Here is a 20,848-nt window from a genome sequence, read left to right as displayed (position 1 = left end):
GAGATTCGGGTAAACGGGATGCGAAGAGCCTCAAAAACAGATACGAGATTCGAAGAGCTTGAGAGCAGAAAAAGACTAAAAGAAGGAAGATGACATGGAAGACACCACTTACAAAATGCTTTATGACGCACCAATTGGCAAGATGATCATTGTGAGCAATGGTGTGTCGCTTATTGAAATTGACCATGTAAATCACGAAGAGCTAATGACTAGCAATCCAGATGACCTTTGCCAACTGGCAGCGAAACAGTTAGATGAGTACTTCGCAGGTCAACGAATAGAATTCGATTTGCCATTAAGAGCGATAAAAGGCACTGAGTTTCAAAAAGTAGCTTGGCAGGCTTTAACAACCATTCCTTATGGCGAAACCATCAGTTACGGTGAACAAGCAAAGAGAATGGACAACCCAAAAGCAGTAAGAGCTGTGGGTGGTGCAAATGGCAAGAACCCATTTAGTATTGTTGTACCTTGCCATCGAGTCATCGGCGCAAATGGCACATTAACCGGCTACACCGGCGGCATGAACCGCAAAGAGTGGTTACTGGATTTTGAGCGTTCGGTTGTAGATAGAACGCAATAAGCCTTACCTCGCTAGATCAATAATATAAAGTTTCACCATCAAGAAGCGCCATTATCACCAGACAACATATAGTCTATATTTAAAATTTCATACAAAGAGGTGATGGTAATGTCCACTGATACGATTGAATCTTATGAAGATCGAAAGCGTAGAGATGGAGCTATAGCGCTAATGAAACTATTATCGTTTTCTATTGATGATAAAAAACATGGCCGAGTCAATTCAGGTACTCAGATTCGAGATAAACTGGCAAAACGTAAACAATCGGTTCAAGAATCAACATCACCGTTACGCTGATAATAATACGTTCGGTTACTTTAGTTTAATCCCATAAGTGTCAATATGGGCAAGTAACTCGCTTGATGTAATTCTATGCTTAACGAGCAAGTCAACCTTGAATGGAAGCGACGACTGTTCTAAACGATCTTGCAAGCCTGCGACGACACTTAACGAAATCCCATGCCCCTCGATAACAATATCGATGTCGGAGTTATCTTTATAAGTTCCAAGGGCTCTAGAACCGAATACCCAGGCATGAATGACTGCGGCATGACTCAAAACAATATCTTCAATCAACTGATACTGATGAGGCTTAAGGCCGACCGAGTCTGGTTTACCCAAATAACTATCGATCACATTTAACCTCTTGTTCGCATTGACCCTCTTGATCACATTTAAGCTTTAAATAGAGTGTGACTTGCCCTATCACTGGTGAAAATGACTCTAAGATCAGTGACTGAGCTTCAAGGACATTTTCCTCATCATAGGTGTGGGACAATAAATTTCGTTTTATGAGTGCTTCAAGCATAATCTCACACTGCTCCGAAGACAGGTGCTTAGCTTCTAAGGCCGTACGAAAAACGCTCCTCGGCGAAGCCACATCAAACCCTTCAAACTCAAGTAAGTCTTTAAGGGTCTTCCATGTCAGTTCGAAAGAAAATTCAAAAGTTTGTACTAACCCAGCGAGCTCTAACTCATTGTAGCTATCTTGTGAGCACGCTCTCTCAAGCCTTTGCTGCGCTTTCATTAAGTTTTGCAGTCGTTGCTTCCAACGGTCTGGGTTTGAGTTCATATAAACAGCCTAAATATAAGGTAAAAGACAAGTATAGTATGAGCCTTAAGCTACCTAATCATTCAAGAAATGTCACTCTTTCGATATTCATCAAGGCCGTTCTTTTCGTCTTTTATTTAAGGTCGTGCCCTTCTGTTCCCCTCTGCATATTTCTCTCACCCAATTCCTGCCCTTAAGCTCTTCGTATCCCGTTTACTCGCATCCCGCATCTATACTCAAATTCCAGATACAAAAAAACGGCCACACTCACGCGTAGCCGTTCTAGTATTCGATGAAAGTTAAGTGATTACTTAACGATCACATCGCCTGACATCTCAGCAGGGATTGCGATACCAGACAAAGAAAGCATCGTTGGTGCAAGGTCAGACAGCTTACCGCCCTCTTTGAACTCAACGTCTTTGTTACCTACGTAGATAAGTGGCACTGGTAGGTTAGTGTGTGCAGTGTGGATGCCGCCCGTTTCTGGGTTTACCATCATTTCCGCGTTACCGTGGTCAGCTGTGATTAGCAGTTGGCCGTCAGCTTCTTTGATTGCTTCAACCACTTTACCAAGACATTCGTCTAGCGACTCTACCGCTTTAACTGCTGCATCGTAAACGCCAGTGTGGCCAACCATGTCACAGTTAGGGAAGTTACAAACGATAGCGTCGTATTTGCCGCCTTTGATTGCGGCAACAAGCTTTTCAGTTAGCTCTGGTGCGCTCATTTCTGGCTGTAGGTCGTAAGTTGCTACTTTTGGAGAAGCAACAAGTTGACGCTCTTCACCTTCGAACTCGTCTTCGATACCGCCATTGAAGAAGAAAGTAACGTGCGCGTATTTCTCTGTTTCAGAGATACGTAGCTGCGTTTTACCTTCCTTCGATAGCCATTCACCGTAAGTGTTCTCTAGAGAAGCCGGTGGGAATGCACATAGAAGCGGGATGTCTGCTGCGTATTGAGTCAGCATCACGAAATCGATCGCTGGGAATACGTTACGAGCAAAACCATCGAAATCAGGAACGAATGCACGTGTAATTTCACGAGCACGGTCAGCACGGTAGTTCATGAAGATAACTGCATCGCCATCTACGATAGCGGCAGACTCTTCGCCTTCTGCTTTGATTTCAGTCGCTTTTACAAACTCATCGTTTTCATCACGAGCGTAAGCCGCTTCTAGGCCAGCAACCGCTGTATCAAACGTGAATTCTGCTTTTGCTTGAGTCAGCAGGTCGTAAGATTCTTGAACGCGATCCCAGTTGTTATCACGGTCCATTGCGTAGTAACGACCAATAAGCGAAGCCACACGGCCTTTGCCTAGCTTAGCGAACAGTTCTTGGAAACGTGCCAGTGTGTTTTCTGCGCTACGTGGCGGCGTATCACGGCCGTCTAGGAATGCGTGTAGGTAGATTTTCTCTGCGCCACGTTCTGCTGCCATTTCAACAGCTGCGTAGATGTGATCTTCATGAGAGTGAACGCCACCTGGAGACATAAGGCCCATGATGTGAACCGCTTTCTCAGCTTTCACCGCTTTATCGATAGCGTTAACCAGCGTTTCAGTTTGGCCGAATTCGCCGTCTGAAATTGACTTAGTAATACGAGTAAGATCTTGGTATACCACGCGACCCGCACCAATGTTGGTGTGACCCACTTCAGAGTTACCCATTTGGCCATCAGGTAGGCCTACATCTAAGCCAGAAGCCGAGATTAGCGTGTTAGGTTGGTTAGCAATAAGACCGTCTAAAACTGGAGTCTTAGCGTTCGCGATAGCGTTGTCTTGGTTGTCTTCACGGTAACCGTAACCGTCAAGGATCACTAGAGCCATTGGCTTCTTAGCTGACATAGGACTGACCTCGTTCAATTCAAAATAAATCGGTATAAAAACAAATTAGCGTAATTTTACTACAGTTTACAGTCAAAACTGTAGTGGAAGATCAAGAAAGGGCGCAGGTAGGATGATCGAATGTGAAAAAAAGCGTCATTTTGTGTTTAAGGCACCTACAAAGCTTAAGCAATAATACTAGCCAAAACATCGTAGCCACCATTCTTAATCAACGTTCAATTACATACTAAAACCAAATGTCACATTCAAAATGCACAGAACAAAACATACTCAACCAGGTGTACATATTGATAGTTTTAGCGTAAGATACACGCAAATAAACTCCTACAAAAAATTGGCTAGAGTTCATTATGTTATTAGAGCTATCATTTGTTGGCTTCTTCTCCTTTTCCTCACTCTTTTTGATGAGAAAAGTGGCAAAATCCATTGGCTTAGTGGATAAACCGAATGAGAGAAAGTTACACACTGGTGCGATCCCATTGGTAGGTGGTATAGCGATCAGCTTAACCATTGGCCAATTCATCGTTACCCATCCAGACGTCATCCCGCATAGCCCACTCTTTTTAGCTTCTGTTATTGCTCTTATTATTATCGGGGCGCTTGATGACAAATTCGACATTAGCTTCAAAATACGACTGGTGGTGCAAGCAATTCTCTCCATCGGCATGATGTATTTCGCCGACATTCGATTAGATAACATTGGTAACCTGTTTGGTACTGGCGACCTGCATTTAGGCTTCCTGAGCCCTGTAGTAACCATACTCGCTGTGATTGGTGCGATTAACGCGTTCAATATGGTCGATGGCATTGATGGATTGTTAGGTGGGCTTGCTATTGTAACTTTTGGCGGTATCGCCGTTTTACTTCAAGTCGACAGCCAACATGGCTTAGCGTATTTATGCGTGGTGTTCATTGTCGCAACCATTCCTTATATCTTAATGAACTTAGGCATTCTTGGGCGAGAGCGTAAGGTCTTTATGGGCGACGCTGGCAGCATGATGATTGGCTTTACTGTGATTTGGTTACTGCTGGGCGCAAGCCAAGATCCATCAGAAGCTATGATGCGACCGATTACTGCACTGTGGTTAATTGCTGTTCCGCTGATGGACATGGCTGCCATCATGTTCAGACGCGTACGCCGCGGTGACTCCCCTTTCAAGCCCGACAGAGAGCACCTACACCACATCTTCCAACGCCTTGGTTTTACATCGCGACAAACCCTGGCCATCATTTGTGCTATCGCAAGTAGCTTTGCTGGCTTCGGTATCTACGGTGAATTCCTAGAGATCGCTGAATCGACCATGTTCATCCTGTTTATGATTTGTTTTGCTTCATACACTGTAGCCATGAGCTATGTTTGGCGCATCACCAGCTGGATTAGAAGTTTGCGTAACCTTCCCGAAAAAGTGTATTAATGGCCTAGGTTCTTAAGAAAAGAAGGCTCAAAAAAGAAGGTTCAAGAAAAAAGGCTCAAGAAAGAAGAGTCAATGAAGACTTTCAAACGAAGAAGGTTATGAACCAAAAGATTAAACCTGAACTCACCAAATAAACGAAAAAGGGCCCAACCTCACAGTGAGGTTGGGCCCTTTCTAAATTTACCGTATTTTGCGCTACGCCATTTTATCGAACGACTCGCTTTTCTTGTTTCTCGCTTTCTAATTTTCTCATTTCTAGCTTCTTCCACTTTCTTACGATTTTCGCCATTTTAAAAGAGTGTGTCATCGCGTAAGTGTGGAACAAGAAGCACACCGTAATGGTGTAGAACATAATGTATTCTGGCACTTGGAAATATTCACCGATTAAACCCAGGGTGGAATAAATCAACTGTACCGAGCAAATCACAACGAGAGATTCACGTGGTGTAAAACCGATGCGTTGCATGATGTGGTGAAAATGCTCGCGATCCGGTTTAAACGGAGAATGCCCCTTACGAATACGACGGATCATAATGGCCATCATATCAATCAAAGGCACCGCAATTAACCACAATGCCGTCACCGGACGAATCGTATAGTGGCCGTGTTCAGGCTGTGTTCCTCGGATTAAAATCCAGATCACGAGAAAGCCGATCATCATGCTACCGGCATCGCCCATAAACACTTTACGTAGTTTGCCAAAATACCCCAAATTAAACAGCACGAAGGGAAGTAAGATAACCACCATTACTGCCATAAAGAAGGTATAAAACTCAAGGCCATGGGCATAGAACAGCACACCTAACGAGGCAAACACCACTATGCTTAAACCACCCAATAGCCCGTCAATACCATCAACCATGTTAAAAGCGTTAATTGCACCGATCACAGCTAATATGGTAACAACATAATCGATGGCAACCGGAAAGTCCCAAACACCAAACCCAAACGCATTACCAACATGAGAAAGCGTTAGCCCGGTATAATGCATTACGATCAGCGTCAAGACAGCTTGCACACCCATGCGAAGTTTAAAACTGATATCGAAGCGGTCATCTACCACACCGATCAGCACCAGTATCGTTAAGCACGTGGCGATTACCTCTATGTTATTGATTTCTGAAGCACTCACGTAGAAGAAGTACAACAAGGTAATACAAAGGGAAATACCGCCCACCAAAGGGACCACACCCTCATGATGTTTTCTAGCATTCGGTTTATCAACTAAGCCAATGGCGTAGCCGACTTTACGCATACAATACAACACCGCAAGGGCAAGAAAGAAGAACATAGAGAGTTCGATAAGGTAATCAAACAGCGACATTGATTTAAGCCCTTTGGGATAATTAAATAAAGGTGATTCCGAGGAGTGATGAAGCGACGACAATAAAAAGCTGCCATCGCGATTCATCGAATTTGGATAGGCTACACTTTCTCGGTTGCCGTTTTATCCATTTCGGCTTTGTTGCCTTTGAGGTAGACATTTTTATAACAGTAGTTCGTCGCCTCGATGTAGCCATCGACGCTACCACAGTCAAAACGCTTACCTTTAAACTTGTACGCAATCACACAACCATTTTTGGCTTGCTCTAAAAGCGCATCCGTAATTTGGATTTCGCCGCCTTTACCCGGCTGCGTTTCTTCCAAAATATCGAAGATATCTGGTGTTAGAATATAACGACCAATGATCGCGAGGTTACTTGGCGCTGTACCTTGCTCAGGCTTTTCAACCATATCGGTAATGCGAATCAGATCATCACTTAAGTGCTCACCGGCAATCACACCGTACTTGTGCGTTTCAGATTCTGGTACTTCTTCTACCGCGACAATAGAGCAACGGAACTGGCGATACAAAGCGGCCATTTGTGCTAACACGCCTTTATCATCATTAATGCAAAGGTCATCAGCCAGAACAACCGCAAATGGGTTATCACCCACCAGTTCTTTACCTGTTAAAATAGCATGCCCTAGACCTTTCATTTCGCGTTGGCGAATAAACGTATACTGAGCTGAATCAATCAAAGAGCGTATATCGTCGAGTAAAGACTCTTTGTTCGTGCCTTGAATTTGGTGCTCAAGCTCGTAGTTCTTATCAAAGTGATCCATTAACGAGCTTTTACCACGGCCAGTAACAACGGCCATGCTGGTCATGCCCGCTTGGATCGCCTCGTCAACGCCATATTCAATAAGCGGCTTATTAACGATAGGCATCATTTCTTTTGGCATGGATTTAGTCGCAGGTAAAAAGCGCGTGCCATAACCGGCTGCGGGGAATAAGCAGTGTTTAATCATTGTTTTATTTCTTGTGTTTTATTGACTGACGTATATATAAAATATTGTGGGTGATATTGAGACATTTGCGCCCCAAAATAGAACCTCGAACTAAGCTAAGCTGAGGCAAAATAATTATTAGAGTTTTGAAGTTTGCTGAAATATGAACGGCTCAAAGTAATACACATTTGAAGCGTTACTGGAAAGCGCAGAGCTAATCGCTTCCGAATAGATCTCGGGTGTAGACTTTATCAGAGACATCTTGCAGCTCTTCCACCATCCGGTTAGAAACAATCACATCCGACATGGCTTTAAAGTCGGTGAGATCTTTGATCACTGCAGAGTGGAAGAACTCTTTATCTTCCAGTACAGGTTCATACACAATCACTTCAATACCTTTGGCTTTAAGGCGCTTCATGATGCCTTGAATTGAAGATGCGCGGAAATTGTCAGAGCCGGACTTCATGATCAAACGGTAAATACCAACACGTTGCGGATTACGCTTGATGATCGAATCTGCCACGAAGTCTTTACGGGTAGTATTGGCATCAACAATGGCGCCAATGATGCTGTTAGGCACATCAGCATAGTTCGCACGCAACTGCTTGGTATCTTTTGGTAAGCAGTAGCCACCGTAACCAAATGACGGGTTGTTGTAGTGCGAACCGATACGAGGATCTAAGCCAACACCTTCAATAATCTGGCGTGCATCTAGGTTATGAGATTCTGCGTAAGAGTCCAACTCATTAAAGTAGGCAACGCGCATTGCTAGGTAAGTGTTCGAAAATAGCTTAACCGCTTCCGCTTCGGTTGAATCGGTAAACAAGACTTCAATATCTTGTTTAATAGCGCCTTCAACCAGAAGGTTAGCAAACACCTGCGCACGCTCACTACGCTCACCAACGATAATACGAGACGGGTGCAAGTTGTCGTACAGCGCACGGCCTTCACGCAAAAACTCGGGTGAGAACAGCAGATTTTCACAACCCAACTCGTCTTTAATACGTGCTGTATAGCCCACAGGTACGGTTGATTTGATGACCATCACTGCATTTGGGTTAATCGCCATTACGTCTTTAATTACCGCTTCAACTGATGAGGTGTTGAAGTAGTTAGTTTCCACATCGTAATCTGTAGGTGTTGCGATAATGACATACTCAGCATTGGAGTAAGCAAATTCTTTATCAAGTGTTGCGGTGAAGCTAAGCGATTTATTGGTCAAGAAATCGGTGATTTCAGTATCAACAATTGGAGATTGCTTATTATTAAGCATCTCAACTTTTTCAGTCACGATATCAACCGCAACGACGTTATGATGCTGAGCAAGCAGCATCGCATTAGACAGACCAACATAGCCTGTTCCAGCAATAGCAATTTTCATATATTAACCATGATATAAAATTGATAGGAATTAAGATGTAGGGTGAAACGAAAGTGATGAAGTCGAATGCCCACAATAGTTAGGCTACTCGCCTATTGGGGAGAATATCAATGGATGAAATCTGTCTCACTTGAGAGACAGAAAATCATAACTTATTAATTTTACTCGATGATGACAGGAAAAGTTTTTAACTTTCCCAATCGCGCGCCATACAGAGTATTAGGAGCATCAAAAAACATAAGCGGCTTAAAAGAAAACCTTAGAGGGCCAAAAGCCTTCTAAGGTTTATCGGTAACAGGTTAACGCTAGATATCGTTAAATCTCTGCGCAACCCCACTCAGGGAAGTTCTTACGCACGTAGGCATTCAAGTCTTTTTCTGATGGAGAGTAAACTCGACCGTCTTCTGCATGTTCATCCGATACCGATGCAACCATACCCGCACCTACTGTCACATTATTGTGACGGTCAATCACAATAAACGAACCCGTTTGTGGCAATGTTTGGTAAGTATCGACAGCAATTTTGTCGGTCAATGTGACCTCAGATAGAGCAATCTCGTTAAGGTTTAACGTTTCGCTCTCTTCAGCGTGTTGCTCAAGGGTGTTCACATCAATTTTGTGAGGGATAGCGGTGACTTTACCTACACACGACTTAGTGGCGAACTTAAAGATGTACTCTTTGTGCGTGCGCATTGGGTTCTCACCCATCCATACGACGTGAGCGTTCACTTTATTGGTGACTTTAGGCTCATGAAAGTTGGATACTAGCTATTTTCTAGATACAGCTCAGCGACATTTTCAATTCTGTTATTAATATCGTGCTCGCGCAGGATCTTATTTCGGGCGTTCGAAGCAAACTTGATGCGCAACGCTTTATCATTAATTAGCTGGCTAATTTTTTTCGGCAATTGTTGTGGCTGGTCTAAGTCAAATAACAAACCATCTTTATGGTCTGTCACCAAATGATTATTACCTTGAATATTTGACACCACACAAGGTAAACCTGTTGCTTGTGCCTCAAGAATAGCCAGTGGCATGCCTTCCCATAAAGAAGGCAGTACAAAAATATCTAATGCCGTAAGAATTTGTGGCGTATCGTTGCGCCAGCCAAGAAAATGTATTTTATCAATAAACCCAGCTTGTATGACTTGTTGCTCTAATTCAGCTTTAAGTTCACCATCACCGACCACAACAAAATGAGCATCAACCTGCTCCTCTAACAATGCAATGGCTGAGTTAACAAAAGCTTGTGGATTTTTTTGACGCCATAATCGCCCCACCATACCAATCACAACAGTCTCAGGTGGTAAGCCTAATTGCTCTCGAACTTCACTTCGACTCTTTTCAGAAGCGGGACTAAATTTTTCAGTATCGACCCCATTCGCAAGTATCGCTAGCTGTGAGCTTTTTGCCCTTAACTGTTTTTCAGCTATTTTCATATCGGCTTCGTGTAAGCAAATTACCTTGTCGGAACATTTAGTACCAAGCCATTCCATAACAAAAAAAATCCATTTTTCTAACTTACTATTTGCAGCAGGAAAAGCATAACCATGTACAGTATGTGTAACCATGGGAACACCTGCTAACTTGGCTGCAACACGCCCTATTACACCAGTTTTAGAAGAATGGCTATGTACAACATCAAAGCGGTGCTGACGAAATAAACGGAATAACTGCCAAAAAGCGAGTAAATCATTTTTCGGGGAAACAGCCCTCATTAGACTAGAGCTATAAAAACATCTAATGCCTTTACCCTCCGCTTCTTCGGTCATCGGTCCCGGCTCTTTGCAAATAATGTAAGGTTCAAAACATAAAGGATCTAACCGCTCTAATTCATCTAGTGTGACACGCTGAACCCCCGTCACTAAAGGGAGTAACTGTAAGTGTGCTATTTTTAATTTTTCACTCATTATTTTTACCCACCTGGCGTAACAAATTAATAACTTTTTGATGCTGCTCACTACGGTTAAAATATTTTTGCGCGCGTTTCAATCCAGCAGCTCCCATCTCTTTTCTTAAAGCCCTAGATTCACACAGCGAAAATACCTTACTTTCAAAATCAGCTAGGTCATCCCCCTCGAATATAAAACCGGTAACACCATTTTCTACAACTTCAGGAATCCCCCCATTATTCGCACCAACAACAGGCTTACCAGAAGCCATGGCCTCAACTGTAACTTGCCCCATGCCTTCGTAGCGAGAAGGAATAACCAAAATATCAATAGATTTTATGATTTCAGGGGCATCAGTACGGAAACCTAGCCACTCAATACCAATATGATCTCGATTTGGTAGTTGTTCCATATAAGCAATGTCTTCCGCACTATTTGAACAATCACCAACGACGAGTAATTTTATATTTTTATTTTTTTCATAAAGTGTTGGGAATATTTCAAGAACTCGGTCGTGCGCTTTACGAAAATTTATTGAACCAACAATCGCAATAGCTACATCACTATCATTCAACCCCAATTTAGCTCTTTTTTCAAATGTATTTTCATACACATCCAAATAAGCGCCGTTATATATTTTCTCTATGCGATCAGCATAAAAAGACTGTTGCCATTGAGGGTATTTCACACGCACAGAGTCAGAGATTGTTATGTTTTTGCTAACCAGTGGCAGTTGAAACCAATCCATCCAACCATGAGGCTTGTCTAGCTTATCCCAAATAACCGCAGGAATACCCACTAATTTTGCGGCAACGCCAACCGTTAACAGACCACGCATGTCATTACAAAAAATCACATCTGGATTTAACGCTTTTAGCTCACGTCTAATGCCACTAATGTATCTAACCAGTTGAAAAGCAGTCTTAATTTTCTTCACTAAACCATAGCGGTATATAGCTCCGCCATAGGTTGATAACATTTCAGGATAAGGGAACAGTTCTAAGTTATAGTTTAATTGCTCCACCTTTTCCGTAAAAACGCCTCGCTCAGTACAGGCGACAGATACATCTATCCCTTGCTCTTTTGCAGCAAAAAGTAACGACAATAACGTTTTTTGCTGCCCAAAAACAACTTGAGGGTAGCTTTCTACAAATAGTATTTTCATTCTATATCGACTCATTCCTTCTCAACAAAAAAGAGTGGCTAGCGATCAAAAGGCCAGATAACAGCCAAATATTTCGTTGTCTCAAGCCATACATTGTCATCCCATACAACAAAAGCAAAATAAAGCCGAATGATAAAGAAGCAATAATCAATTTATAATATGGTATAGCTTCTCTTTTCCTAACATAGAGCGCGGTGTAAAGAGAAACACCTAGAAAAGAAAGGAAAGAAATAACACCTAAAAATCCGGACTCAGTATATATTCCTGCATACGTATTATGAATCTCAGACACATAATACTTAGCCCCATACAACTTAGGTCCATTACCAATAAACATAGACTCATCCGCATTATTTAAAATAATATCAGCTTGTTTAGTTCTAGTGTTATCTAATGTTCCTTGTTCACTCGTAATTGTGTTATAAATGACGACCACAGGTCTTTGCCAAGATGGAGTATGACCAAGAGCATAATGACCATCAAATGCACTTAAAGCAGCAATAACATAACCCGTCAATCCTAATGATAATAATATCATCACCAAAGCCAAACGTCCTTTAAGTAAGTCTTTATTACTCTTTTCAATAAAACCCAAAATAAACAAGGATACAAAAGCGAATATTAGCAACAAAAATGCAGTTCGGCTACCGGTACCAATCATGGTTATCGCCATCAATATAACCAATGCAAACAAACCTTTTTTTAATAGCTTTGAGGTACTACGAGAAAGACTCATAATAATTGCAGTAACAAAAATAGGAATAATGAAAGCCGGAATTTGATTTTCGAACTTTAGGGTGGATGAAATTCTTCCTGTAAACTCATCCGTAGTCCATGCTGGAGCTGTTCCTGTTAGTGCCCATACACCAATGAGCGTAACAACGACAGTGCCTAACAGCCAACCTGAAACACAACCCATTAATTTTTGCCAAGTGTTCACAAGTAGAACCGCCGTCATGACCATCATGGCACCATAAGTATAGTTTAATACCTCAACTAAACTCCCTACGAGGTGATCATAAAACGTCGCATTATTAACCAAGAAAGATAACCATTGAATAAGAACAAAAGCTGAAAGCATAAAAAAAGCACACTTTTGTAACTTAGTTAAAGGGAACCTATCTTGTTTCCAACGTTTATTTAAAATCATAGCAAACCAAGTAAGAATAATTGCTAACTCAGTCAAGCCTACTTTATCTCTTAAAGGTCCTAAATTAACGGTTTCCAAAATTCCTGTTGAAAAAAAAGCGAGGTAAAGGCCTCTAACCGGATTTTTAATAATCCAACTAGAAATATATAAAAACACAATTAACCCAACGACGACACCGATAATACCTAAAAGATAAGTCATTGGTTTCTACGCTCTTCTAAACCATTGGCATTACGCACCCACTTTTTTAGGCTCACAGGAATCATAGGGTAGACAAGTCTCGCCAGAGGATACACTAAATACCATGGAGGAAGTCGAAACCAAAAAATAGATTGGAAGCCAAAGAAAGCTAATCGCCTATTTTGTTTTGATGTTTTAAATTTACTTTGGAAAAAACTTTCATCCCGAACATAGCGGCAAGCCAATACCTCGGGCAAATTTGCCACTTTATATTTCCTAGCTATACGCAAGAAAAATTCAAAATCAATAAGATAAGGCTGCAATGGATCATAGTTAATACCTTCACCCACTAATGATTGTCGAAATGTAATACCGCTATGCGTATAAGGTATACACTTTGCGCATTGTCGTCGGATATCTTGATCTGTAAGCGGGTAAATGCGATCTATATGTTCATTTCTCTGCGTATCTCGGCGCTCTTCACCACACCCAACCCATGCATAATCCAGGTTATTATCAAGAAATTGTGCTTGTTTTTCTAAACGTTCTGGGTAAGCGATATCATCGGCATCTAAGTTTGCAATATATTGCCCTTTCGCCTGTTCACACGCCAACTTTAAGGCAGCGGCTCGGCCCATGCGATTACCGCGGATCAACCTAACTCGTGAATCTTGAATCGCTTCTATAACTTCAGGGGTACCATCACTTGAACCATCATCAATAATCAGAATTTCAATGGCGGATAATGTTTGCAGTAATAAGCTATCTATAGAACGTGTTATCAACTCTCGCTCATTATAAACGGTTATAATAGCCGTAACTTTTGTCGTTTGCATTCTCATTCTCATAGTAAATAGCAAATAAAATCTGCTGTTATCTTTTTTACAGTAATCGGTTGTACACAGAGAGATAACCTTCAATCATCCCTTCAACACTAAATTTTTCCAAAGCTCGCTGTTTACCTAAAATACAGCGCTCTCTTGCGTCTTGAGGGTGTTCAAAAACATTGATAATAGCACTCGCAAGCGAATCACTGTCACCAACCTTAAACATCATAGCAGTATCACCTACCACTTCTTTGAAAACTGCTATATCAGAACAGACAACAGGGATATCTAGGCATAACCCCTCTCCTACAACAAGGCCAAACCCCTCTTGAGTACCATCACTTGGAATAACTATCATTCCAGCAGAAGATACCATATCACAAGCATATTCTCGTGGGACCCACCCAGTTATTTTAACTTTGTCAGCTATACCTAATTGATTTGCAGCTTCTAGAATCTCACCTTCTTCAGATCCCGAACCAATTAAAGTTAACGATGCGCTGGGAAATTTGGACAATACGGTTGGCATTGATCTTAATAACAATGACTGCCCTTTAACAGGAAGAATCCTTCCAACACAAACTATATGATGACTATTTTTTTTATCTTCGGGTTTTATAAAACCCTCCAGAAAACAACTGTCTATACCATTATGTACAATACTGCTTTCACAATTGCTTAAAAAATATGAACCTGCAACAACCTGAGATATATAAATAGAATGATCTATGTATTTTTCTGTTTTACTATCTAATAATTGAAGAAAACGATTCATCGAAGGTTGTAATTCATGTCGAGTAGATACAACGCTTCCTTTTCTGAAAAATTTACATGCAAACCGGGATACAGCTCCAGGTATAACAAAGTTAGTATGAGTTAAGTTAGGCTTATATTTAATAATGAAAACGGAAAAGTAATAGAACCAAATCATTTGTTGAATAATAAAATGAAACGGAGTCTTAGCAAAGGGAACTCTTATATCTATAGTTTCAACATGTTTAGGTTGATTAAGTGGAGCCCTTTGTTTGCCATCATCCATTCTACAATAACAAACGTCATATCCCTTTTCAATCAATCGATTAGCAACAGGGTCAAGTACATTCCAGATGGAATGAGCTCCTAACCTATCTACGAAAATTATTTTTTTAGTCACAAGGATTTCTCTTTTTTTCGATAAACCGACCAGGAGCACAAACATAAACACAATCATCTGGCACATTTTTAGATACAACTGCACCACTACCTATAATTGAATTTTTGCCAATGTAGTCGACCGATGGTAAAATAATTGTATTAGTTCCAATCCAAGCATTTTCTCCAATAATCAATTTACTACCTTTTGCTCTTGAACGAGGGTCATATCCGTGTGTATGTGTGTAGATCTTAGTACCTTCAGAGATCAAAACATTATTCTTTATCTCAAGTGTACCCGTAAAGTCCAGTAAGACATCACGATTTATTTGAACATTATCATGTAGAGTTAATTTACCTGTCGGTAGTTCAGACCACATACGAACTTGATCAGCGAGCGAAACGTTATCACAAATTAGTATACCTTCAGGATTATTGAGTCGTAAACCTACACCTATATAGCAAGCTTGACCTTTCTTAATTGATAATACTTTACTAAATATCAAGCGACTGATAGTCAGTTTAATAAACCTCAAAGATTTTTTAAAAAAAGACCAAATATTAAATGCTACTCTTGTCATTAATCACAACCCTATATTTTAAAAATTCATTTACAATTCAATCCTCACATAAGAAATCAATTAACAAGTACCTTTATGATAAGATTCGATGTACTTATCATAATTGCTTTTGGGGATTATTTCATTAGTGTAAAATTCATATCCGTTCTTACCGAGATTTTGTAATCTATCTAAGTGCTCAAAGCACCAGTGTATCTTATCTGTTAGATCATCTTTACTAGCCAGGTTAAAAACCAAACCATTTTTTTCATGTGTAACAATTTCTTCAACAGCAGGAATGTTGGACGCCAAAACAGGCAACCGCAGTGCCATCGCTTCCAGAATTACAAGAGGTAATCCTTCAAACTTTGATGGTAATATTAACAGATCCGATGATGACATGATCGACACAACCTCGCTTTTAGGGACTTGGCCTGTAATATGTACATGTTCACAAAGCCCCAAGCGTTTAATCATATCTTGTAACTCCAGTTCCATGTCTCCACCACCAACGATAGTCAAGTGAAAGTCAGAACTAAAATCATCTTTAAAAGATGCTAAAGATTGCAATAGTAAAGGCCAGTTTTTTTCTTTCGATAGCCTTCCACAACCGCAAATATTAAATGTAGCCCGACGACGAACAACTTGATCATCGGACCTATCTCCTAAAGAAACTTTTGCGTAAATCACTTCAAACTTATTGGAATTGTTAGCCTTTCGTAATGATGTTGAATCTCTCTTCATATAGACATGATTAGCAACAGCAAAAACTTTATCTGAAATATAAGTTGCCATGATCCACTGATAATATACTTTATTCCCCCAATTACGAAGAGGCATATGCAATGTCGTCACGACATTACATTTAAATAAGCTTATAAACTTAATCAAAGTAGTAAAATATAACAAATTAGAATATAAATGGTTGTGTATCGCAATGTATTCGGCCCTAGCCACAATGTTAGCAACTTCAAATATAGACTTTCCAAATGTAACATTGTTAAAGCAAAAAGCAGATTCATTCAAAAATTCAATATCAATATTTTCACCCAAAATAAAAATATCAACATTATATTTTTTATTTTTTAAATAGGATGAAAGCTCAACACAGTAATTTTCCGTACCTCCTCGACTCCAACCCTCTATTATGAATGCAATATTATTGTTTTTATTAGCTATTTTCATAAGATACATCTTCTACTCTAAGGATATCAACTTGTCAAAGTTATCAAGTCAAATAATATTTACGACCAAGTAACGACTATCAACTCGATCGATATAATCATTTTAATTTTCTGAGAAATTTATTTTTTACACTGTAAAAAATGGATATTAAAAATTTAAATTTAAAAGTTTCACTTCTAAACAAAAATATAACCTTTATCATGTTTAAATATGAACCAGACAATTTTACCGATGAAAAAATAAGGCACTTATTGAAATTAAAAAAGCTTTCTACTAAAGATTTATTATCGAGAAGTTGTTCACACAGGTGGTTGTGTTGCACTATACTTTTGTTTAAATAAACTAACTTAAAGCGATCACTCAAAATATTCTTAGTAAAGCTTCCTTCGGATTCATTACGATAAATAGACATAATATCGGGTATATACATTATTCCATTAGGATAACTCGCTATCACTTGAACATAATAATCACCTATTGGTGCTGTTTGATAAAACCATTCAGGTAGATTTTTTATGCTACTCGCTCTTATGAATAGGGAATTAGTTTGGAGAAAAGCTCCTCCTGAAGAAACGACATTTTTAGTCGGTATACTAGATATATTATTTGAATGTATATCCGTGGCTATACACTCTCCATCCGATTTTAAAATGAAAGCTGGATGGGCGCATAAATTAAAGTCAGGGTTATCCCTTAGAACCTCAAATTGCTTTTGAAGTTTATATTTATCCACCCAAAAGTCATCACCCTCACAGATAGCTACATATTCACCCTCACAAACAGCTAATGAATTTTTAAATGGCATGTTTATATTTATAGAATATTGATTAATCTCTGGTAGTATTAACTTTATAATTGATGGGTATTTTCTTTGATATTCGAACAATAATTCTCTAGTGCTATCTTTTGATAAATCGTCATGAATAATAATTTCAAACTTAAATTCAGTTTCTTGAGCCAGAAAGCTATCAATTGCGTCACGAATATATATATCTTGGTTGTAGGTTGTACAAACAACAGAAACATACACACGTTCAATGTATTTCCACGTTCTAGTTACCTCCTCTTCATTAGTCGGCACATTCAACTTCTTAAACATAAGCCTTCCTTAATAAATCGTTTAACCAACTCATAATATAGAAAATACAACCTTAATCCTTAATCCTTAATCCTTAATTGAAATAAACATGTTACTCGATTATATTAAACCTTACCAGGTAATAACAGCTCCAGCCCAAGAGTAACCGACGCCAAAACCACATAATAATACATTATCGCCTGGTTTCAGTTTGCCTTCACTTTGTGCTAACTCAAGCCCAAGTGGGATTGTTGAAGAAACGGTATTACCATAGTGTTCATAAGAAACTAAAAATTGTTCTTGTGTAAATTGCGTTTTCTTTCGCAACTTATCCAGCATAAACTTATTAGCTTGATGAAAAACAACCTTATCAACCTCAGAATGCCCTAAATTAGCCTTATCTAAAACATTTTCAACTAATTGTGGTACTGACTTTAGAGTAAATGATAAAATTTCCGCGCCATTCATATACAAATCAGCTAGGCTTCTGTAATTCCCACTACCATCAACTGTCGCCACGTTAGATGATTCCTCAATAGGGTTTAGTGAACCACCGTGAGGAACCATCAAATTTTGGTCCCCTGCACCATCACTACCTAATACAACTCCACTTATATGTTCATCATTTGATTCGATAGCTCCAACTAAAGTGGCAGTTGCCGCATCTCCAAACAATGTTCGTACGCTTTTATCTTGATCGTTGATGTAGCGTGAATACAATTCAGAAGTTATAAGTAATACGTTTTTTGATTGCCCAGATTCAATAAGGCCTTTAGCAAGGCTTAAACCATATACATAACCAGAACAACCTAGATTAAAATCCAGAGCTCCTGCGCTTGTGGGAATACCTAATTTATGCTGAACAATACATGCAGTCGTAGGTAGTTTGTAATCCGGACTTTGTGTGCACAATAAAACGTAATCGATAGAACTCGGCTCAACATTTAGCTTTTCAAACAATCGTTTTGAAGCCTCTATTGCCATAGATGAACAAGAATCATCTTTACTAGCGATTGGGCGAGATTTAATGCCCGTCTTTTCAAATATCTTATCTACACTCCAACCGGGATATTCGATAGCTAATTGTTCATTCGTCAAACGATTAGCTGGTAGGTAAGATGAAACTCCGAGAATAGTTGCCTTACTGTGCACTGTAACCTCCATCAACATATAATGTCGTACCCGTCACCCATCTAGACAAGCCACTAGCTAAATATAACGCTGCATTAGCGACATCTTCTGGAGTACCTAAGCCAAGAGGATGCTTGTCGTGTATTCTTTGGTTCTGCTCTGCTGTTAGAGTTTTAGAAAATTCAATTGCCATTTCAGTTTCTACATGACCAGGTGCAATACAGTTAACTCTAATTTTGTTTCTTGCTAACTCTGAAGCCAAGGACTTACTCAGACCTAGCAAAGCTGCCTTTGATGCTGAGTACGTTGAGATAGCTGGCTCTCCACAAGTCCCAGCTACCGAACTCATGAAGACTAACGAGCTACCGGATGGATTATACCGTCCTTTCTTCCTATAAGATTTAGCTAAAAACTGAGCAGATTTAACATTCGTGTTGAAAATTTGTTCGAAATCAGTTTCTTTAAGAGCTTGCAACGGCAACGTTTTCTGAATACCTGCACAATGTATTACCGCGTCCAACTCACCAATATCTGTACATAGTTCTCTAAATAAGTTTTCAATTGAAGAGGGGGAGGCTAGGTCACACTGCAGAGCTAAATGATCCCCTTTTTCAAGTAACGCTAATGTTTGGTCAAGGCGGATAGAGTTTCGCCCAACAATTATAACTTGAGCACCTTGTTGACTAAAAACTTGGGCAATAGATCTACCAATACCGGATGACCCTCCTGTTATCAACACTTTTTTATTCTCTACAATATTATTCGCCACTAGAAAACTCACTTATTGGTAATATTAATGTGTTAGAAAGATCACAATATACAGCGCCCCATGACAATCCAACACCAAACCCAACAAACAACGTGCTTGCATACAATTCCCTAGGCGATGCACAGATGGTTACAGGAATAGAAGCGCCACTAGTATTACCATATCTATCAATAGATATAGGAACTTGGTTTTCTGAAAATTTAGACTTTTTAGATAAGTGCTTAATCATAAAATGATTCGCTTGATGATAGAAGCAGTTATCTATCATATCAGGCTCGAGAGCAAGTTCACTTAAGAAACCACGAATAAGCTTTGGTACGGTTTTTAATGTGAAAGAGAAAACCTCCCCACCATTCATTTCCAAAAATGAATAATTATCAGCCCGACCAGTAATACTATTATTTAAGATAGGTTCTTTGGCGATAATATGTTGATAGCCAGAACCATCTGTTCCCAATTTAAATGTCATTTTTGATGAATCAGTACTTGAAACTAATGTAGCTGTTCCCGCATCACCAAAAAGAAGCTCTGTACTTCGATCTTCTGGTTTAACTATTTTACTAATTGTATCACCAACTAATAAAAGCACATGCTTTAAACCACTATTAACGAGACTTGCAGCCACTTGTAAGCCGTAAACATAGCCAGAGCAGCCCATATTAATGTCGAATGCCAAAGTTGTGTTAGTTAAGTTTAACTTATCTTGCAATATACAAGCTGTTGCTGGCAATTGATATTCAGGAGTCTGTGAAACAAAGATAACAGCTTGAATTTCAAGTTCTGTTATCTCTGTATTTTGAATAAGGTTTCTAGCCGCATCTAAACATAAATCAGCACTTGTAATAGTCTCATCAGAAACTCTTCGCGTATGGACGCCAATACTAGAAATTAGCTTCTTGATTTCTGCCTCACCATACGTTCCAGCAAGGTCATAATTACTAATACTTGTCTCCGGTACTGATGTGGCAACCGCAGTTATGCCGACATTATTTATTATTAACATCTAGAATCCTATCAGGCTATTTGATTAGCTCTAGTAAATCCGCAACTTTTGTCGCTTTATTTACTTGAGATGGCGATACAACTGTATCAAACTCGTTATCAGCTTCAGAAATAAATGTAACAACCGCTAAAGAATCCCAGTTTTCTTCATTCAGCTCTGTATCTAAACTTACATCATCGATTTCTAAAATCTCCGCAACAATCTCTAATAGTTGATTTACATTACTCATACTTTAACTC

The 20,848-nt window shown here is 39.7% G+C and carries 21 protein-coding genes and 1 pseudogene; 3 read left to right on the top strand and 19 right to left on the bottom strand.

Annotated elements, in window-relative coordinates:
* Positions 1 to 94 precede the first annotated feature (94 nt).
* On the top strand, positions 95 to 580 hold the full coding sequence (locus tag AB4371_RS13235; RefSeq protein WP_136975775.1) for a methylated-DNA--[protein]-cysteine S-methyltransferase: 486 nt from the start codon (positions 95 to 97) through the stop codon (positions 578 to 580).
* Positions 581 to 688: 108 nt separating this feature from the next.
* A complete protein-coding gene (locus AB4371_RS13230) occupies positions 689 to 877 on the top strand; it encodes a hypothetical protein (protein ID WP_017071100.1) in 189 nt (62 codons plus the stop codon).
* Positions 878 to 892: 15 nt separating this feature from the next.
* On the opposite strand, the gene AB4371_RS13225 is transcribed toward AB4371_RS13230, so the two are convergent.
* The 3 genes from AB4371_RS13225 to gpmM all read right to left on the bottom strand — a co-directional run bounded on the left by AB4371_RS13225 (position 893) and on the right by gpmM (position 3,471).
* Positions 893 to 1,216 (bottom strand): nucleotidyltransferase family protein, encoded by a 324-nt coding sequence (locus AB4371_RS13225; protein WP_372051584.1) that lies wholly within the window; start codon positions 1,214 to 1,216, stop codon positions 893 to 895.
* On the bottom strand, positions 1,206 to 1,652 hold the full coding sequence (locus AB4371_RS13220) for an HI0074 family nucleotidyltransferase substrate-binding subunit (protein WP_017093683.1): 447 nt from the start codon (positions 1,650 to 1,652) through the stop codon (positions 1,206 to 1,208). Before AB4371_RS13220 ends, AB4371_RS13225 begins: the two co-directional genes overlap by 11 nt.
* Positions 1,653 to 1,938: 286 nt before the next feature.
* Entirely contained in the window at positions 1,939 to 3,471 is a 1,533-nt protein-coding gene (gpmM, locus tag AB4371_RS13215; RefSeq protein ID WP_017060549.1) for a 2,3-bisphosphoglycerate-independent phosphoglycerate mutase, read from the bottom strand.
* A 350-nt stretch (positions 3,472 to 3,821) separates the two neighbouring features.
* On the opposite strand from gpmM, the gene wecA (AB4371_RS13210) reads away from it, so the two are divergent.
* Positions 3,822 to 4,886, top strand: coding sequence for a UDP-N-acetylglucosamine--undecaprenyl-phosphate N-acetylglucosaminephosphotransferase (gene wecA / locus AB4371_RS13210; protein WP_372051586.1), 1,065 nt, complete (start codon positions 3,822 to 3,824; stop codon positions 4,884 to 4,886).
* A gap of 205 nt (positions 4,887 to 5,091) precedes the next feature.
* On the opposite strand, the gene wecA (AB4371_RS13205) is transcribed toward wecA (AB4371_RS13210), so the two are convergent.
* The 16 genes and pseudogenes from wecA (AB4371_RS13205) to AB4371_RS13130 form a co-directional block, all read right to left on the bottom strand.
* A complete protein-coding gene (gene wecA / locus AB4371_RS13205) occupies positions 5,092 to 6,210 on the bottom strand; it encodes a UDP-N-acetylglucosamine--undecaprenyl-phosphate N-acetylglucosaminephosphotransferase (protein WP_372150020.1) in 1,119 nt (372 codons plus the stop codon).
* 101 nt (positions 6,211 to 6,311) lie between these two features.
* Positions 6,312 to 7,178 carry a UTP--glucose-1-phosphate uridylyltransferase GalU gene (galU, locus tag AB4371_RS13200; RefSeq protein WP_372150017.1) on the bottom strand — a complete coding sequence of 289 codons (867 nt, stop codon included), beginning with the start codon at positions 7,176 to 7,178 and terminating at the stop codon, positions 6,312 to 6,314.
* 193 nt (positions 7,179 to 7,371) lie between these two features.
* Positions 7,372 to 8,538 carry a nucleotide sugar dehydrogenase gene (locus AB4371_RS13195; RefSeq protein ID WP_372150014.1) on the bottom strand — a complete coding sequence of 389 codons (1,167 nt, stop codon included), beginning with the start codon at positions 8,536 to 8,538 and terminating at the stop codon, positions 7,372 to 7,374.
* A gap of 315 nt (positions 8,539 to 8,853) precedes the next feature.
* Positions 8,854 to 9,306: pseudogene (locus tag AB4371_RS13190) on the bottom strand (elongation factor 1-alpha C-terminal domain-related protein); the annotation flags it as partial.
* Positions 9,303 to 10,448 (bottom strand): glycosyltransferase family 4 protein, encoded by a 1,146-nt coding sequence (locus AB4371_RS13185; RefSeq protein WP_372150011.1) that lies wholly within the window; start codon positions 10,446 to 10,448, stop codon positions 9,303 to 9,305. The gene AB4371_RS13185 and the pseudogene AB4371_RS13190, both read right to left, overlap by 4 nt.
* Complete coding sequence (locus AB4371_RS13180) at positions 10,441 to 11,595, bottom strand: glycosyltransferase family 4 protein (RefSeq protein WP_372150008.1); 1,155 nt, start codon at positions 11,593 to 11,595, stop codon at positions 10,441 to 10,443. Before AB4371_RS13180 ends, AB4371_RS13185 begins: the two co-directional genes overlap by 8 nt.
* Position 11,596: 1 nt before the next feature.
* Entirely contained in the window at positions 11,597 to 12,946 is a 1,350-nt protein-coding gene (locus AB4371_RS13175) for an O-antigen ligase family protein (RefSeq protein ID WP_372150006.1), read from the bottom strand.
* Positions 12,943 to 13,761 (bottom strand): glycosyltransferase family 2 protein, encoded by an 819-nt coding sequence (locus AB4371_RS13170; protein ID WP_372150003.1) that lies wholly within the window; start codon positions 13,759 to 13,761, stop codon positions 12,943 to 12,945. The genes AB4371_RS13175 and AB4371_RS13170 overlap by 4 nt, the downstream gene beginning before the upstream one ends.
* A gap of 46 nt (positions 13,762 to 13,807) precedes the next feature.
* The gene (locus tag AB4371_RS13165; protein ID WP_372150000.1) at positions 13,808 to 14,905 is read right to left on the bottom strand and encodes a glycosyltransferase family 4 protein; all 1,098 of its coding nucleotides are present in this window, start codon (positions 14,903 to 14,905) and stop codon (positions 13,808 to 13,810) included.
* Positions 14,898 to 15,464, bottom strand: coding sequence for an acyltransferase (locus tag AB4371_RS13160; RefSeq protein ID WP_372149997.1), 567 nt, complete (start codon positions 15,462 to 15,464; stop codon positions 14,898 to 14,900). The genes AB4371_RS13165 and AB4371_RS13160 overlap by 8 nt, the downstream gene beginning before the upstream one ends.
* Positions 15,465 to 15,524: 60 nt before the next feature.
* Positions 15,525 to 16,628: a glycosyltransferase family 4 protein gene (locus tag AB4371_RS13155; RefSeq protein ID WP_372149995.1), complete on the bottom strand. Its 1,104-nt coding sequence runs from the start codon at positions 16,626 to 16,628 to the stop codon at positions 15,525 to 15,527.
* Between the two features lie 97 nt (positions 16,629 to 16,725).
* On the bottom strand, positions 16,726 to 17,727 hold the full coding sequence (locus AB4371_RS13150) for a glycosyltransferase (RefSeq protein ID WP_372149993.1): 1,002 nt from the start codon (positions 17,725 to 17,727) through the stop codon (positions 16,726 to 16,728).
* Between the two features lie 111 nt (positions 17,728 to 17,838).
* Positions 17,839 to 18,858 carry a 3-oxoacyl-ACP synthase III family protein gene (locus tag AB4371_RS13145; protein WP_372149990.1) on the bottom strand — a complete coding sequence of 340 codons (1,020 nt, stop codon included), beginning with the start codon at positions 18,856 to 18,858 and terminating at the stop codon, positions 17,839 to 17,841.
* Positions 18,848 to 19,606 carry an SDR family NAD(P)-dependent oxidoreductase gene (locus AB4371_RS13140; RefSeq protein ID WP_372149988.1) on the bottom strand — a complete coding sequence of 253 codons (759 nt, stop codon included), beginning with the start codon at positions 19,604 to 19,606 and terminating at the stop codon, positions 18,848 to 18,850. The genes AB4371_RS13145 and AB4371_RS13140 overlap by 11 nt, the downstream gene beginning before the upstream one ends.
* On the bottom strand, positions 19,596 to 20,609 hold the full coding sequence (locus AB4371_RS13135; RefSeq protein ID WP_372149985.1) for a ketoacyl-ACP synthase III: 1,014 nt from the start codon (positions 20,607 to 20,609) through the stop codon (positions 19,596 to 19,598). The genes AB4371_RS13140 and AB4371_RS13135 overlap by 11 nt, the downstream gene beginning before the upstream one ends.
* 16 nt (positions 20,610 to 20,625) lie before the next feature.
* Complete coding sequence (locus AB4371_RS13130) at positions 20,626 to 20,838, bottom strand: acyl carrier protein (protein WP_372149982.1); 213 nt, start codon at positions 20,836 to 20,838, stop codon at positions 20,626 to 20,628.
* Positions 20,839 to 20,848: the final 10 nt, after the last annotated feature.

The organism is Vibrio sp. 10N.261.51.A3 (assembly GCF_041471965.1).
GTDB classification, from domain to species: Bacteria; Pseudomonadota; Gammaproteobacteria; order Enterobacterales; family Vibrionaceae; genus Vibrio; species Vibrio crassostreae_C.
This window is presented reverse-complemented; position numbering and strand designations above follow the sequence as displayed.